At 41.3% G+C, this 14,456-nt stretch carries 15 protein-coding genes and 1 riboswitch; all 15 genes read right to left on the bottom strand.

All coding sequences use genetic code 11. The annotated features are described in order from the left end of the window. Window positions 1–16: 16 nt before the first annotated feature. Complete coding sequence (locus UB51_RS05230) at window positions 17–1,207, bottom strand: D-alanyl-D-alanine carboxypeptidase family protein (RefSeq protein ID WP_044876391.1); 1,191 nt, start codon at window positions 1,205–1,207, stop codon at window positions 17–19. A gap of 138 nt (window positions 1,208–1,345) precedes the next feature. Beyond that, entirely contained in the window at window positions 1,346–1,834 is a 489-nt protein-coding gene (gene ytfJ / locus UB51_RS05225; protein ID WP_044876390.1) for a GerW family sporulation protein, read from the bottom strand. Continuing rightward, window positions 1,807–2,487, bottom strand: a complete 681-nt coding sequence (locus UB51_RS05220) for a DUF2953 domain-containing protein (RefSeq protein ID WP_234405547.1) — start codon at window positions 2,485–2,487, stop codon at window positions 1,807–1,809. Before UB51_RS05220 ends, ytfJ begins: the two co-directional genes overlap by 28 nt. Window positions 2,488–2,740: 253 nt before the next feature. Beyond that, window positions 2,741–3,340 carry an SMC-Scp complex subunit ScpB gene (scpB, locus tag UB51_RS05215; RefSeq protein WP_044876389.1) on the bottom strand — a complete coding sequence of 200 codons (600 nt, stop codon included), beginning with the start codon at window positions 3,338–3,340 and terminating at the stop codon, window positions 2,741–2,743. Beyond that, on the bottom strand, window positions 3,309–4,100 hold the full coding sequence (locus UB51_RS05210) for a segregation and condensation protein A (RefSeq protein WP_234405630.1): 792 nt from the start codon (window positions 4,098–4,100) through the stop codon (window positions 3,309–3,311). Before UB51_RS05210 ends, scpB begins: the two co-directional genes overlap by 32 nt. 138 nt (window positions 4,101–4,238) lie before the next feature. After that, window positions 4,239–4,706: a 6,7-dimethyl-8-ribityllumazine synthase gene (ribH, locus tag UB51_RS05205; RefSeq protein ID WP_044876387.1), complete on the bottom strand. Its 468-nt coding sequence runs from the start codon at window positions 4,704–4,706 to the stop codon at window positions 4,239–4,241. Between the two features lie 37 nt (window positions 4,707–4,743). Further along, window positions 4,744–5,985 carry a bifunctional 3,4-dihydroxy-2-butanone-4-phosphate synthase/GTP cyclohydrolase II gene (locus UB51_RS05200; protein WP_044876386.1) on the bottom strand — a complete coding sequence of 414 codons (1,242 nt, stop codon included), beginning with the start codon at window positions 5,983–5,985 and terminating at the stop codon, window positions 4,744–4,746. A 45-nt stretch (window positions 5,986–6,030) separates the two neighbouring features. Further along, window positions 6,031–6,696, bottom strand: coding sequence for a riboflavin synthase (locus tag UB51_RS05195; RefSeq protein ID WP_044876385.1), 666 nt, complete (start codon window positions 6,694–6,696; stop codon window positions 6,031–6,033). 27 nt (window positions 6,697–6,723) lie between these two features. Beyond that, entirely contained in the window at window positions 6,724–7,827 is a 1,104-nt protein-coding gene (gene ribD, locus UB51_RS05190) for a bifunctional diaminohydroxyphosphoribosylaminopyrimidine deaminase/5-amino-6-(5-phosphoribosylamino)uracil reductase RibD (protein WP_044879904.1), read from the bottom strand. 268 nt (window positions 7,828–8,095) lie between these two features. Then, window positions 8,096–8,262, bottom strand: a riboswitch (FMN riboswitch). Window positions 8,263–8,689: 427 nt separating this feature from the next. Continuing rightward, window positions 8,690–9,127, bottom strand: a complete 438-nt coding sequence (locus UB51_RS05185) for a peptidylprolyl isomerase (protein ID WP_044876384.1) — start codon at window positions 9,125–9,127, stop codon at window positions 8,690–8,692. A gap of 272 nt (window positions 9,128–9,399) precedes the next feature. Then, window positions 9,400–10,731, bottom strand: coding sequence for a diaminopimelate decarboxylase (lysA, locus tag UB51_RS05180; RefSeq protein WP_044876383.1), 1,332 nt, complete (start codon window positions 10,729–10,731; stop codon window positions 9,400–9,402). Window positions 10,732–10,856: 125 nt separating this feature from the next. Continuing rightward, a complete protein-coding gene (locus UB51_RS05175) occupies window positions 10,857–12,431 on the bottom strand; it encodes a spore germination protein (protein WP_044879903.1) in 1,575 nt (524 codons plus the stop codon). Window positions 12,432–12,457: 26 nt separating this feature from the next. Then, entirely contained in the window at window positions 12,458–12,880 is a 423-nt protein-coding gene (locus UB51_RS05170) for a stage V sporulation protein AB (RefSeq protein ID WP_044876382.1), read from the bottom strand. Continuing rightward, window positions 12,880–13,521 (bottom strand): stage V sporulation protein AA, encoded by a 642-nt coding sequence (locus tag UB51_RS05165; RefSeq protein ID WP_044876381.1) that lies wholly within the window; start codon window positions 13,519–13,521, stop codon window positions 12,880–12,882. The genes UB51_RS05170 and UB51_RS05165 overlap by 1 nt, the downstream gene beginning before the upstream one ends. Window positions 13,522–13,699: 178 nt before the next feature. Next, window positions 13,700–14,455, bottom strand: a complete 756-nt coding sequence (sigF, locus tag UB51_RS05160; protein ID WP_044876380.1) for an RNA polymerase sporulation sigma factor SigF — start codon at window positions 14,453–14,455, stop codon at window positions 13,700–13,702. Window position 14,456: the final 1 nt, after the last annotated feature.

Here is a 14,456-nt window from a genome sequence, read left to right as displayed (position 1 = left end):
ACCCTGCTCATAACTCTTAATCTGTGGTAAACAACAATTTATGGAACACGCTAGTCACGGCACTTATCCATGTATAACTCTTATTCTCTAATGGGTCTGAGTGCATAGTCGCTGCTGAAGTCGAGGTCTTAGCTTTCACTGGTAAAAGACTCCCCGGTATGTATACAGGAGTACTGTCAATTTCGCGTCCATCCAGCACAATATCGATTCTACCTCTTAAACCAAATGAAAGGTCTGTGGTATCCGTATTAGTATCAGATCTAAACAAAACAAGCCGTTTACTCAGGGCATTCTCTTCACCTGTTGCTAGTGGATAAGATAACTTCTGCCCGACGATGAGGTTATGTCCCTCTACCTTCTGCCCTTGCTCCAACAGGGTCTGAAGAGGGTAATAGGCAAAACCGTAATCCAACATTTTACCGTGATCATTCCAATCGTCACCATCATTTATCGTTACAGCAACTAATTGTTGACCATTTCTTGTGGCCGAGCTTACGAGACATCGCAAAGCCTTCTTCGTATATCCTGTTTTCACACCGTCGGCCCCATCATAAAAGCGCAACATCTTGTTCTTGTTATCCCATTTATAATCCCAAGATTCATTCGGGTTAGGCACTTTTTTCACGGGTGTTTTTACAATCTCTTTAAAGGTATCATTATGCATCGCATAAGCAGTCAACGTCGCTAGATCGTTAGCAGATGAATAATGCCCCTCTGCATCAAGACCATGCGGATTTCGAAATTGAGTATGTTGCAAACCTAATTCCTCCGCTTTGGTATTCATCAAAAGCACAAATCCCTCTTCTGAACCTCCAATATGCTCAGCAATGGCTGTGGCCGCATCATTCCCGGATCGAAGCATTAAGCCATAGAGCATATGCTCAAGACTCATCTGCTCACCTAACTTCAAATATATCGAGGAACCTTCTTTGGCGTAAGCATTCTTACCTACACTAACGGGTTTATGAAGTTGTCCGTATTCAATGGCCACAATAGCTGTCATAATTTTGGTTAAGCTAGCGATTCGCAACTCCTCATCCCCATGGCTCGAATACAGCAATCGTCCCGAAGTGACGTCTATAAGAGCCGCCGCTTGAGCATGGGTTGCCATTGTCGGTATTGCTTTCGCATGAATAGGTCCAGTACTGATGGTAAGTGATGATACGACGATCCACAGAATAGCCATAACCCTTTTTCTTCTTTTCATCTCTTCATTCCTCCGGAATTCTTGGGAATCTTGTACAAGTATATGCCTTACCTTAGGGATGTATGTCCCTAAAGGATCTCTCATGATATACAGAAAAAACCCTCTCCCACTTTATAGCCCGGAGAGGGGTAGATTCATTTACAAAATGGGATACTCAGGGCTGTCATCCCCATACAATACTGTATTCTCACTTTTAGATGCTGCATTGTTAGATCCCGTATTAACTTTTTGACACATGGATTGAATTTTATCAACCACGTACGGTACAGTATCAATCATTTTTTCATAAATATGAGTTTGTGTATCAAGCGGTAGCATGTACACTCCGTCTTTACCAACTACGAGAAACGAAATAGGACTAATCGAGATCCCACCACCGGCACCACCACCGAAGGGATGTCTTTTCTTCTCTTCGTTACCGTTGGCCGTTCCACCTGACTTGTTTTTTTCTTCAATATTAAAATCACTTCCGCCTGCTGCAAATCCAAAAGTTACCTTACTGACGGGGAGAATCACGCTCCCGTCTGGCGTTTGAACAGGGTCACCTACAATTGTATTAACATCAACCATATTCTTGATGTTTTCCATCGCTGTTTTCATTAGACCTTGAATAGGATGCTCTTCCATTTCTTAATTCCTCCCTTCACCTTAAGAATGCGAACCATAAGAACCAGTCCAGCATATATAGCGTATCCGCAAGAGATTTGGGCTATGCAAGAAACTTCAGTGGAAAATTGAGGCTTATCATCAAACACCGGTACTACAAACAAGTTAGGAGGGTTTCTCATACGAACATGATAAGATAACCATCCAATCATAGAACCTTTAGTACTCCATACCATGCCCGTAGCTATTGCCGTATATGCAGCATCTCCAGCAGATATATTCGTAGACCAATCCAACTTCATGATGGAAACATGTGACAGCGTCTTTTTCATCCATGTTAGAAACGAATCTGTCGCTTCAAGAAGTTTAACGAATTGTTCGTGCCAGTAATCTACCTTACGTTTATCCACACGGGTTTCTTTCGTCATATTTTCCTTTTTCCGTATGTTTTTTTTCTTCTCAACCTTAATAAGTATGCCCTTTTTCAAATTCTCAAATTTCAAAATGGGTAATTCGTAATGAAGACGAATCAATCCATAGAGCATTCTAATATTTAATACCACTTCGTCGTCTTTTCCGTGCTTCTTAATCCATAGTTCGAACCTGATCACGGACAGTAGAACTGCCATAATAAGCAGCAACAGAACGATGACAATTATTCCAAGTATCCACACATATAAACCCCCATGTATGTTTGAGTTTACGCATCTTATTTTTCATAGTATTGATTAACTGAAATTTACTCCCGACCAACCTCTATAGATTCTAAAGAAAATCCAAAATAATAAGATTCGTCGTTAGTTCATTCTGTATAGTATGGTAATATTTCTTGGAAAAAATTCGGCTACATGCACATGAACAGCAAAAAACCGCCATTCCTTTCAGAATTGACGGTTCATACTCTATGAATAACAGCTTTAACAGTCCTTATTTCACATCATCGAATGTAAGCTGCTGCCCATCCAAACGATCAAACAGCATTTGTGTCTCTTCTTCCAGATTATCATTATTCTCGAATTGAGACGGTTCAGGTAAATCTTTAATACCAGCTAGTCCAAAATAATCTAAGAATGATTTCGTTGTTCCGTACAGAATTGGACGTCCAATCGCTTCTGCCCTACCCTTTTCTTCAATCAAATCTTTATTGACGAGTGTGTGAATAGCACGTTCAGATTTCACGCCCCGAATCTCTTCGATCTCCACGCGGGTAATCGGCTGCCGATAAGCCACAATCGATAGTGTTTCTAGCGCAGCCTGTGACAGAGAAGCGCGTGAGGGCGAATAGGCTAATCTTTCAAAATACGTAGCATGTTCTTGATGAGTAGCTAATTGATAGCTCCCCGCTATATGAACAATTTGTATTCCTCGCTGCTGTTTAGCGAAGTCTTCTTTCATTTCCTCAAGAGCATCACTCACCAGCTCATGACGCTGTTCTACAATTTCTGCAATCTGCTTCACCGTAAGACCCTCGTCTCCAACTAGAAACAGCAGACCCTCAATAATTGATTTCAATATCGGATATTCCATCTGATTCTTCTTCTCCTCTCCATTCCATGACAATGTCATCGAATAATTGTTCCTGATAGCATACAATTTGCTTCATCTTCATGAGCTCTAGAATCGCCAGAAAAGTGACCACGATTTCATGACGCGCCATCTCCTCATGCAACAATTTGGAAAATAGCATTTTCCTTCCTTGTCCACCACGCATAGCAGCAACCACATCCCTAATACGATCTTTCACCGAGATTTCATCTCGTTGTATACGGGAGTACGCATTCCGTTTCACGACTTTACGCAACGCCTTTTGAAAGGCTGCAACCAAATCTGAAATATGTAATCCTTCCAAAGGATTCTCTGTACTTGTAGGCATCCAAGTGGTTAAATCTTCTGGTTCCTTCGAATAAATTAAACTTCTTTCCCATTCACGTTCATGAAGATGCTGAGCGATCCCTTTATATTTGCGATATTCGATGAGTCTCTGTATCAATTCCGCCCTTGGGTCTAAGTCTTCATCGTCATAGAAATCATAATCATCGAATTCAATAATAGGTGGCTTAGGAAGCAATAGTTTACTTTTAATGGATAACAAGGTGGCGGCCATAACGAGAAATTCACTCGTAACCTCCAACTCTAGTTCCTGCATAGTCTGCAAATAATCCATATATTGGTCAGTAATTTCCGTGATTGGAATGTCCTGAATGTTAATTTCTGCTTTGTCGATCAGATGCAGCAGTAAATCCAACGGACCTTCAAATGTTTCCAACTTATAAAGTACAGTCAAGATAATCCTCCGCCCACAGTATAAAATATCCCCACAAAGTGGTGTCTTTGCTGTTGTTCGCTAATTTCAGGTATGATGAGGGGACCCCGAAACTCAAAAAAATGTAGCACCCTATGAAAAGGGTACTACATTAAATAAGCACTATTTAAACTGTTTCGTCAAGTTTGCCATTTCAATAGCAGATATTGCCGAATCATATCCTTTGTTGCCGGCTTTCGTTCCTGCTCGTTCAATGGCCTGTTCTATATTCTCCGTTGTCACAACTCCAAAGATCGTAGGGACACCACTCTTCAGGTTAATAGCGGCAACTCCTTTGGCTACTTCATTACATACATAATCATAATGAGAAGTTGAACCGCGAATGACTGTACCTAACGTAATGACTGCATCATACTTACCGGTTTCAACCATTTTTTGGGCGATAAGTGGTATTTCGAATGCTCCAGGTACCCACGCCACGTCAACTTCATCTTCTTGAACACCGTGACGTTTCAGAGCATCCAATGCTCCGTTGAGGAGTTTACTTGTAATAAATTCATTGAAACGCCCTACAACAATACCATATTTCAAACCTTCCGATACTAAGTTACCTTCAAAATAATGTGCCATACTAATCAACTACCTCTCTTATTGTATAATGTAATTTTTAAGAATTAGGATCTTCGTTCTGTTCTATATCATCGAATGTCATGAGATGACCCAGCTTGGCTTGCTTTGTATGCAAGTAAAGGGTATTATCCTCATTCTCTTGCATTTGAATAGGGACACGCTCTACAACTTCTAAGCCATAACCTTCTAGTCCCTTGATTTTACGAGGATTGTTCGTTAACAATCTAATCTGACGTACACCCAAATCCTTGAGTATTTGAGCACCAATGCCATAGTCACGTAAGTCTGCGGCAAAGCCGAGCTGTAAATTAGCATCCACGGTGTCTAAGCCTTCTTCTTGAAGCTTATAAGCCCTCAATTTATTAATAAGACCAATTCCACGACCTTCTTGCCGCATATAGAGCAAGACCCCACTACCTTCCTTCTCAATCTGCTTTAGAGCAGCAGCAAATTGCGGCCCGCAATCACAGCGATGAGAATGAAACACATCACCGGTCAGACATTCGGAATGCACACGGACTAGCACAGGCTTAGTGGCGTCTATCTCTCCTTTGACAAGAGCCAGATGTTCCTTATCATCTACTTCATTCGTATATGCGATCGCTTGAAATTCTCCGAAATCCGTTGGCATTTTCACGGCAACTTCACGTGTCACAAGCTTCTCTTTCTCATTACGATAGTGAATCAAATCTTTAATAGTAATGAGCTTCAGGTCATGCTTCCGTGAAATTTCCACTAAATCAGACAATCTAGCCATTGTACCATCTTCCTTGATGATCTCACAGATCACACCTGCGGGATATGCACCACACATCATCGCTAAGTCGACAGCTGCTTCTGTATGCCCTGATCTCCGAAGGACCCCACCTTTCTTAGCAATCAGTGGGAACATATGTCCCGGTCTTCGGAAATCGTTGATCTTCGCATTGGGGTCCATGATGGCTTTGGCTGTGAGTGAGCGTTCATTTGCGGAAATACCTGTTGTTGTATCTTTATGATCTATCGAGACTGTAAAAGCTGTCCCATGATTATCTGTGTTCTCTGACACCATCGGTTTAAGATCTAGCTCATCAGCACGCTCCTGGGTAATGGGGAGACAGACTAATCCACGACCTTGGCTAATCATGAAATTAATAACTTCTGGTGTTGCCTTCTCCGCTAATGCAATAAAATCTCCCTCGTTCTCACGGTCCTCATCATCTACAACGATGACTACTTTACCATGCATGAGATCGTATATAGCATCTTCGATAGGATCAAAAACAATTTCATTACTCATCATTGATTCCTCCTGTAAAGTTCTGAAACGAACGAATTTACTGCTTTATGCGAATCCATGCTGAGCTAAATACTCTTGACTAATTCCAGATGGCTTACCTTCATCTTGCTGTCCTCTAGAGCCGTAATTCAGCAAATGATCTACATATTTCCCCAACACATCGCATTCAATATTTACCGTATCTCCCGGCCGTTTCTGATTAAGAACAGTCTGTATCAACGTATGCGGAATGATAGACACCTGAAATGTATGGCTATTCACTTTCACCACGGTCAAGCTGATTCCATCAAGTGTAATAGACCCCTTCGGAATAATGAATCTGAATAACTCTATATTCGTAGGTGTAATCTCATATACAACGGCATTCTGATCGCGTGTGACATGATGTATTGTACCTATGCCATCCACATGTCCCTGAACCATATGTCCACCAAAGCGTCCATTGGCAATCATAGCCCGCTCCAAGTTCACCTTGCTACCTGACTGAAGATCCTTCAAATTGCTATTACGAAAAGTCTGGGGCATAACGTCGGCAGCGAAAGAATGCGCGTCTATCGAGGTTGCCGTAAGACATACGCCATTCACGGACACACTATCGCCAATCTTCAAATCATCCATGACAATCGATGCTGAAATATGCAGTACCATAGCTTCTCCTTGACGAGTTATCGCTCGCATCGTACCCATTTCTTCAACTAATCCGGTAAACATGGAGTAACACCTCCTCTGTTAGAAACTTTAGGCCCACACAGGTATCCCACTGATACACACATTATCTCCCAATCGTTCTACTTCCAACGATGATAAGGTTACTGCATCCTTCATCAATTCACTTCCTGCAAAAGAGAAGCTACCCGGAGCATCGTAACCACCTACAATTTTGGGGGCCAAATAAAGCACAATTCGATCAATCAGTTTCGCTTCTAGCATGGCACCGTTCAATGTTCCTCCTCCTTCAAGAAGGACAGAACCCATGTTCAATCTACCCAGATTCGCTAAAGCAACTTCGAGGTTGACACGTGGATCCTCACCACACGGAATTACTGTGACACCCGCCTCTTGAAGTCGTTCTGCATTAGTATGATTCATGGAGGCATCAGTAGTCAGCACAATAGTCTGTGCCTGACCATCCATAACAAGGTGAGAATCCAACGGAATACGTAATCGAGAGTCTACAACAATTCGGATCGGATTCAAGCCATCAACAGGTAAACGTGTAGTTAAATGCGGATTATCCGCAATCACCGTCTCCACACCGACCATAATTCCTTGATGTCGATGCCTCAACGTATGGACCTGCTCCCGCGCTGCATCATTTGAGATCCATTTACTATCGCCAGTTTTCGAAGCAATTTTGCCATCTAAAGTACTGGCTGTCTTCAGTGTGACAAACGGAATTCCTGTCGTAATATACTTGATAAACTTCTCGTTTAACTTCAGTGCACGTTCTTGAAGTACGCCAACTTCAACCTCAATTCCATGCTCACGCAACATCGCAATACCTTTACCCGCTACTTGGACATTAGGATCTTGACAAGCCACTACAACCCGTCGTACACCTTCTTTAATTAAACGTTCACTACAAGGCGGTGTTGTCCCATAATGACTACATGGCTCTAAAGTAACGTATACGATACTATCTTTCGCCTTCTCACCAGCCATATTGAGTGCATGAACTTCCGCATGACACGTTCCCCGCTCAAGATGAGTACCCAGTCCAACCATGACACCGTCCTTCACGACAACACATCCAACGACAGGATTGATCCCTGTCTGCCCTTGCGCTCGCTCAGCCATATCCAATGCCAAGGACATGTAAAACTCATCATTCATAATCTCCATCATTTATCTTCATTCACCTCCGTTTTATGTGATTGACAAGCTTTTTCGTATAAACAGAAAACCCCGTATCAGATGAACGAATCATCCGAGACGGGGTTATTATGGAAGATAAATAGATTACACAAAAACAAAGCGAGAGATAATTCAGCAATACAAGCAACACAAAATGAAATAACACTTCATCTGCGTTACATTGTGAAAATCGCCACAACCTTCTGTTGCTTTACTTTTATGAACCGCACTCACTTAAAATGAGTTGCGTTAGCTATTTATCCTTCTCCCATCCAGACTATACTGTCGGTCCCAGAATTACACCAGGTCAACCGTACGCCTAAGTTACACGCGTACGGGTCACGGACTAAGTTGTATTGTAAGAAAGTCTAACAATACTCCATCACCGTCGGTAGGGAATTTCACCCTGCCCCGAAGGATAAATCAATATGACATTGTTCATGAAGAACAACTATTTATGTTACGAATATTACCACCTAAGAAATAAAAACACAAGGGTTTCTTCTATATTTTATAAAGTAACTTATTTAATAGAATGAACTATATGTTAAACTATGTTACCACTAGAGATTGCCACAAGGAACGCTTGATATCACTATATTGTACAAAATGACGGATCATCCCACACACAAGCAGTCGTACGATTCCTTCTTATTCCGAGCGTGGGTTCACGTTGTTCCTATGCTGAAGCATTGGAACTCGTAGCTGACGTTATCGTCACTAAATTAGTGCCTACTCCTTCTCTAAGTAACAAATCGTTTAACGATATTTAAAATAAAATAGAAAAATAGCCCTTTTTATCCACTTTCATGCTGAATAAGAGGGCTACTTTCTATGCTATTTTAAGATTTTAAGCTTCGTCCCAGACCTTAACTTCTTTCATCTTATCATTAGCTTTGATAGTATCTACGTGTTCAATTCCACTGATCACTTTACCAAATACAGTATGAACTCCATCTAAATGTGGTTGAGGAGCATAAACAATAAAGAATTGACTACCACCAGTATCTCTACCTGCATGAGCCATGGACAATACGCCTCTGGCATGTTTAGTTGTGTTGCTAGTCGCCTCACATTTGATCGTATACCCTGGTCCACCAGTACCCGTTCCTGTTGGGCAACCGCCCTGAGCGACAAAGTTAGGGATAACACGGTGAAAACTTAGGCCGTTGTAAAATCCACTATTAGCTAATTTCTCAAAGTTAGCCACTGTGTTAGGCGCTTCTTCTGGTAAAAACTCGATTTCGATGACTCCACCGTTTTCTAATTCAATTGTTCCTTTTTTCATTATGATTCCATCCCCTTAAAATATTTTGTAATTCAATTTAAACTCAATACATCAAATCATTTACTTATAAGTTGTCTGTTTTTTAATTCAAAAAAGGAGATCATTAACAGACATCCTATAGTTTACTATGAACAGGTACCTTAAAGCAAAAAAAGACAGTGCGAACACAGAATTAATTCATTTCAGTCTCTACACATGATCAAAAGGGATACACCCTACGTTGCACTAGCAACGTAACATGATCCCTTCTGACAAGATAACAATAATCCTGTTTATTTCGTTACTGCTTGTTTAGCAATTCGTTCAGGAATGAGGTCGTTGCCAACAATATCTTGTAGGCTCTCACGTTTCACGACTAGATCACTCTGACCATCCTTCACGAAGACAACTCCTGGACGACGAATACGATTGTAGTTACTTGCCATGGAGTAATTGTACGCTCCTGTACAAGATACAGCCAGCAGGTCGCCACTAGATACCTCAGGAAGCTTCACGTCCCAAATTAACATATCCCCACTCTCACAGCATTTACCAGCAATGGATACCGTCTCTTGCGCTTCTTCTAGCGCGCGATTGGCAAGTACGGATTCATAATGGGATTCATATAGCGCTGGACGTGGGTTATCCGTCATACCTCCATCAACAGCTACATATTTACGTACACCTGGAATGTTCTTGTTCGTACCTACGGTATAAAGCGTTGTTCCCGCGTCCCCTACAACACTACGACCGGGCTCTACCCAAATTTCAGGTAGCTCAGCATTAATCTTCGCGAAGTGTTCTTTAACAGCATCGGTAATCGCCTCAACGTATTGGGATACTTTAAGTGGCGTGTCGCCATCCACATACCGAATCCCAAATCCTCCACCCAAATTGACAACCTTGAATACGATGCCAAGTCCCGCCTTTACACCTTGAGCAAATTCAGCAACCTTCTGAACAGCAAGCTGGAATCCTTCAACCTCGAAAATTTGTGAGCCAATATGGGAATGAACGCCAAGTAGCTCCAAATGAGATTGTTTAGAAGTTACCTCTACACCTTCATATGCAGATCCATTACCAATATCGAAACCAAACTTGGAATCCGTCTGACCTGTGGAAATATATTCATGCGTGTGAGCCTCTACACCAGGTGTTACCCTTAGCAAAACGTTCACATGTACATTTTTCTCTAATGCAATCGCCTGTAAAAGATGCAGTTCAACCAAATTATCCACTACAAAACAACCGATTCCTGCTTCAATTGCCATTTCGATCTCATCAGGGGTTTTATTATTTCCATGGAAATGAATTCTTGCCGCAGGGAAGCCTGCTTGCAATGCTGTAAATAATTCACCTTCGGACACAACATCTAAAGACATTCCTTCTTGTTCTACAACTGTACACATGGCCATTACACAGAATGCTTTACTTGCATATGCAACTTGAAATTTCAAACCAGATGCTTGGAATGCCTCAACATATTCTTTACAGCGTTGACGAACTAATTGCTCATCTACAATATAAAGCGGTGTACCAAATTTAGCTTTAAGATCAACAACATCACATCCACCAATTTCTAAGTGCCCACTATCATTTATTTTACTTGTACCATGTAAGAACATCTCAGGCAATCCCCCACTTATTTATGGAATATTATATTCCAACTGATTTTAACTCAGTATAGCAGATTTCTGAAATGAGTATAAATGGATTATTATGCAGATCATTTGTATTTTCCTCTTATATGCTACTCTTTACTTTTCTCTGTATTCAGTCGGGTGTTATCTCTTGTTTTGTTGAAAGAAGGGCGTCTTGAAGATGACAACACCGGCATTCTGAATAAAACCTCCGACATAGCCTTTGCATTAAAAGGTATAAATGGCCACATATAAGAAGAGTTATTGGACCGATGAAGCGTTAACAATAATATAAGCAAGGTAATTCCAATAATAAGACCAGGCACTTTGAAGAAGGCTACGGCAAATATTAAAACCAGGCGAACGATGCGGTTGGCAAGACCCAGTTCATAACTTGGTGTCGCAAACATGCCAATGGCAGCTACAGACATGTAAAGCACAACCTCATTGACAAACAATCCTGTCTTCACCGCAACATCTCCTACCAATATCGCTGCTATGAGACCCATCGCGGATGCAATTGATGTTGGTGTATGAACAGCAGCTAACCTCAGTAGATCAACCCCGAACTCAATCATAATGAACTGAACAAAGAGAGGGATTTTCGCCTTTCCATGAGGTCCAATGAATTCCAATACTGGCGGCTTTAATTCCGGATGAAGAACTAGCAGGAGCCACAGCGGAAGCAGAAACAGAGAAGCAAAAATACCTAAAAATCGAATCCATCGTAAATAAGTCCCTACAAACGGAGTCTGACGATTCTCTTCCGCATGTTGGCATAAGTCGAAAAATGTGGTGGGCATGATCATGACACTCGGTGAGGTATCTACAAATATAACGACTCTACCTTCAAGTAAATGCGCAGCTACTGCATCAGGTCTTTCTGAATAACGAACTAACGGATAGGGATTCCATCCTTTATTAACAATGGCTTCTTCAAGTTGTTTATCCCCCAGTGGTAATCCATCGATGTCTAATTCTTTAATTTTATCTCGAATGACATTCGCTTGAATTTTATCTACGATATCATCAATGTAGGCAATACATACATCTGTTCTTGTACGACGTCCAACCTGAACGACCTCATATTTCAGTCCTGGATCTCGAAGTCTACGCCGAACAAGAGAAACATTCGTAAGCAGTGTTTCCGTGAATCCATCTTTAGACCCTCTGACAACACGCTCAATAGATGACTCCTCTGGATTTCGCGAAGGATAGGTCCGAGTATCTATAATGAGAACGGTATGCTCATTTTCGATGAAGATGGCGCTCATCCCCGTCAGGACCTTATTAATGACCTGACTTAATTTGTCTACCTTTTCCACCTGAACATGAGGAATATATTTCGCAAATATCGTATCCATCGCCTTTGAAGACAACTCATCGTGCTTAATATAGGTTAATCTCGTTAGAATTTCTGTCATAATGTCACTATTAGCAAAGCCACTAATAAAAAGAGTCCCCGTTCTCCGGTCTCCAAAGCTCATCTCCCGAAATGCAACATCGAATGAAGTATCAAGTCCCATCACTTCACGCAGTACTATTTTTAATTGTTCAAGATCTCCAGTGAATTCATCACTGTTTTGCCAATATTGAATCGATTCCTCAATGGTATCAGACATTTCATCTTCTCTTTTTTTCTGTATTTCCTGATCCTCTGGTTTATTAGAAGTATCTTCCGCCATTCCAATCACCCCATCATCTTTTTTATCTATTTCCGGTATACATACCAATCGAAGAGAGAACCCACCACTTTTCCCAGAACCATAGCCATTAACAAGCCAAATAAATAATTTTTCATCCATAATCGCTTAGCTAGAATAGGTAGCACATTGAGTACTTCTGTTAATGCCGCTGCTAAGAGTCCTATAAAAATACCGTGCATAGCTCCGATGATCAGGCTGATTATCGGGTTGAATGAACCTTCCCAATGCCAGAAATCAGAAATGGTTCCAAACAGTGACCCCGTAATTAAAGCTCCCTCATACCAATGCACTTTGTTATATGACGTAGTTAGCTGAGCAAGTCTTGGCACGATATCAAGCACAAGAATGAATGCGATCACGCCACTTCCAACAGCAATTCCACCTGCAATGCCTAGTAAAATTTCTACCACCCATGCCAATATAACCATTAGGTTTCCTCATTCTGCTTATCTTCAATACTCATTCGTTTATATTCTTCAGCCACCACGAATTGATCTATATTTTCTTGATATAGAAACATCTCAACTTCCAGTGGTGTTGGCTCTTCATTCCATTTCTTTTTGAACAGATGATTAAAAAAGACGACCATTCCAATACCTATACCTAGCGAATAAGACGTCTGAAAAAGGTATGGATGCTCGTCTCGCTTACCTGTGATCATCTCCACTACCCGAATCTGTACTTCTTGCATATTCACATCCGCATGGAAATTCATAATGGTCAGGCCCGATCCAAAAAACAGTAGCAACCAGACTAGAATAAACAAGGCAAAAGATGGCTTTTTGGGAGCCTTCACAATCTCAACAATCGTGTGATGTTGACCCACAGGCTCTATTTGCGCCCTAGGGATAACCTGCTTAATGGCGGGAATAATTCGCATTAAGTCCATCACAAGCAGATTACCATCCTTTTTATTCGGCGCTACCAATTCAAGTTCAAATAATAACTTCATGTATTCCTGAGCACTCTGCACGTTCGCAATGTCCCCAAGCGTTATCACTTTTCCTTGAGGGAGCTGTATACGTTTTTTGAGCTGTATATAAACCGTGGGAGTGGAATTATGAGACATCCGAAATCACTCCTTTATGTTAATTACCGTTAGTATGAGAATAAATGTAACTTTCTAGTCGTTTTGGATCTATTTATTATCCAAAGACAATGATACCCAGACAAATAAAAGATGCTCCAATACGTCTTAAATAGACTCATGGAACATCCTTTATTGTACTTATCAGCAATCCGGCACATTATTGTGCAATCTGTTCGCGGATTAATTGAAGTATTTTCTTCTCTAATCTAGACACCTGAACTTGAGAAATACCTAACCGACTTGCTACTTCGGATTGGGTCTGATCTCGATAATATCGAAGGTATACGATGAGTTTCTCTCTTTCAGATAACCCATCTATCGCCTCATTCAATGCCAACTTATCAAACCAGTGGTCCTGACTCTCATCAGCAATTTGATCCATCAAAGTAATGGGGTCCCCATCATTCTCAAAGACTGTCTCATGAATCGAAGTTGGTGGTTTATTAGCCTCTTGAGCGAATACGACTTCTTCGGGTGTCACCCCGAGTTCTGCTGCTACCTCTTTGATTGTAGGTAACCGATTCAATACCTTAGACAACTCGTCCTTTTTTTTGCGTACCTTATTAGCCATTTCCTTCAATGAACGACTAACCTTGAGCGTTCCATCATCTCGCAAGAAACGTTGGATCTCTCCAATAATCATAGGTACTGCGTAAGTCGAAAATTTCACATCATAGCTTAAATCAAATTTGTCAACGGATTTCAAGAGTCCGATACAACCAATTTGGAATAAATCCTCAGGCTCGTATCCCCGGTTCATGAACCGCTGTACAACCGACCAGACAAGACGAATATTGCTATTCACTAACGTGTCTCGAGCCTCGCTATCGCCCGTATGACTGAGTGCAATAAGTCGTTTGACTTCCGAATCTTCCAAGTAAGTCTGCGAAGCTTTCTTCACATCAGCATCCATA

The organism is Paenibacillus sp. IHBB 10380 (assembly GCF_000949425.1).
Taxonomy (GTDB): Bacteria; Bacillota; Bacilli; order Paenibacillales; family Paenibacillaceae; genus Paenibacillus_AQ.
Note: the sequence above shows the minus strand (reverse complement) of the source record. Positions and strands in the feature narration are given on the sequence as shown.

What these genes read in the sequence shown, in the direction of transcription:
- UB51_RS05170 (WP_044876382.1), bottom strand. Translation starts at nt 12,880, where the DNA reads ATGGTTATATTGGCATGGGTGGTAGAAATTTTACTAGGCATTGCAGGT.
- UB51_RS05175 (WP_044879903.1), bottom strand. Translation starts at nt 12,431, where the DNA reads ATGGCGGAAGATACTTCTAATAAACCAGAGGATCAGGAAATACAGAAA.
- UB51_RS05165 (WP_044876381.1), bottom strand. Translation starts at nt 13,521, where the DNA reads ATGTCTCATAATTCCACTCCCACGGTTTATATACAGCTCAAAAAACGT.
- lysA (WP_044876383.1), bottom strand. Translation starts at nt 10,731, where the DNA reads ATGTTCTTACATGGTACAAGTAAAATAAATGATAGTGGGCACTTAGAA.
- UB51_RS05200 (WP_044876386.1), bottom strand. Translation starts at nt 5,985, where the DNA reads ATGAGTAATGAAATTGTTTTTGATCCTATCGAAGATGCTATATACGAT.
- ytfJ (WP_044876390.1), bottom strand. Translation starts at nt 1,834, where the DNA reads ATGGAAGAGCATCCTATTCAAGGTCTAATGAAAACAGCGATGGAAAAC.
- scpB (WP_044876389.1), bottom strand. Translation starts at nt 3,340, where the DNA reads ATGGAATATCCGATATTGAAATCAATTATTGAGGGTCTGCTGTTTCTA.
- UB51_RS05185 (WP_044876384.1), bottom strand. Translation starts at nt 9,127, where the DNA reads ATGAAAAAAGGAACAATTGAATTAGAAAACGGTGGAGTCATCGAAATC.
- ribH (WP_044876387.1), bottom strand. Translation starts at nt 4,706, where the DNA reads ATGGCACATTATTTTGAAGGTAACTTAGTATCGGAAGGTTTGAAATAT.
- UB51_RS05195 (WP_044876385.1), bottom strand. Translation starts at nt 6,696, where the DNA reads ATGTTTACCGGATTAGTTGAAGAAATGGGTACGATGCGAGCGATAACT.
- ribD (WP_044879904.1), bottom strand. Translation starts at nt 7,827, where the DNA reads ATGGAGATTATGAATGATGAGTTTTACATGTCCTTGGCATTGGATATG.
- UB51_RS05230 (WP_044876391.1), bottom strand. Translation starts at nt 1,207, where the DNA reads ATGAAAAGAAGAAAAAGGGTTATGGCTATTCTGTGGATCGTCGTATCA.
- sigF (WP_044876380.1), bottom strand. Translation starts at nt 14,455, where the DNA reads ATGGATGCTGATGTGAAGAAAGCTTCGCAGACTTACTTGGAAGATTCG.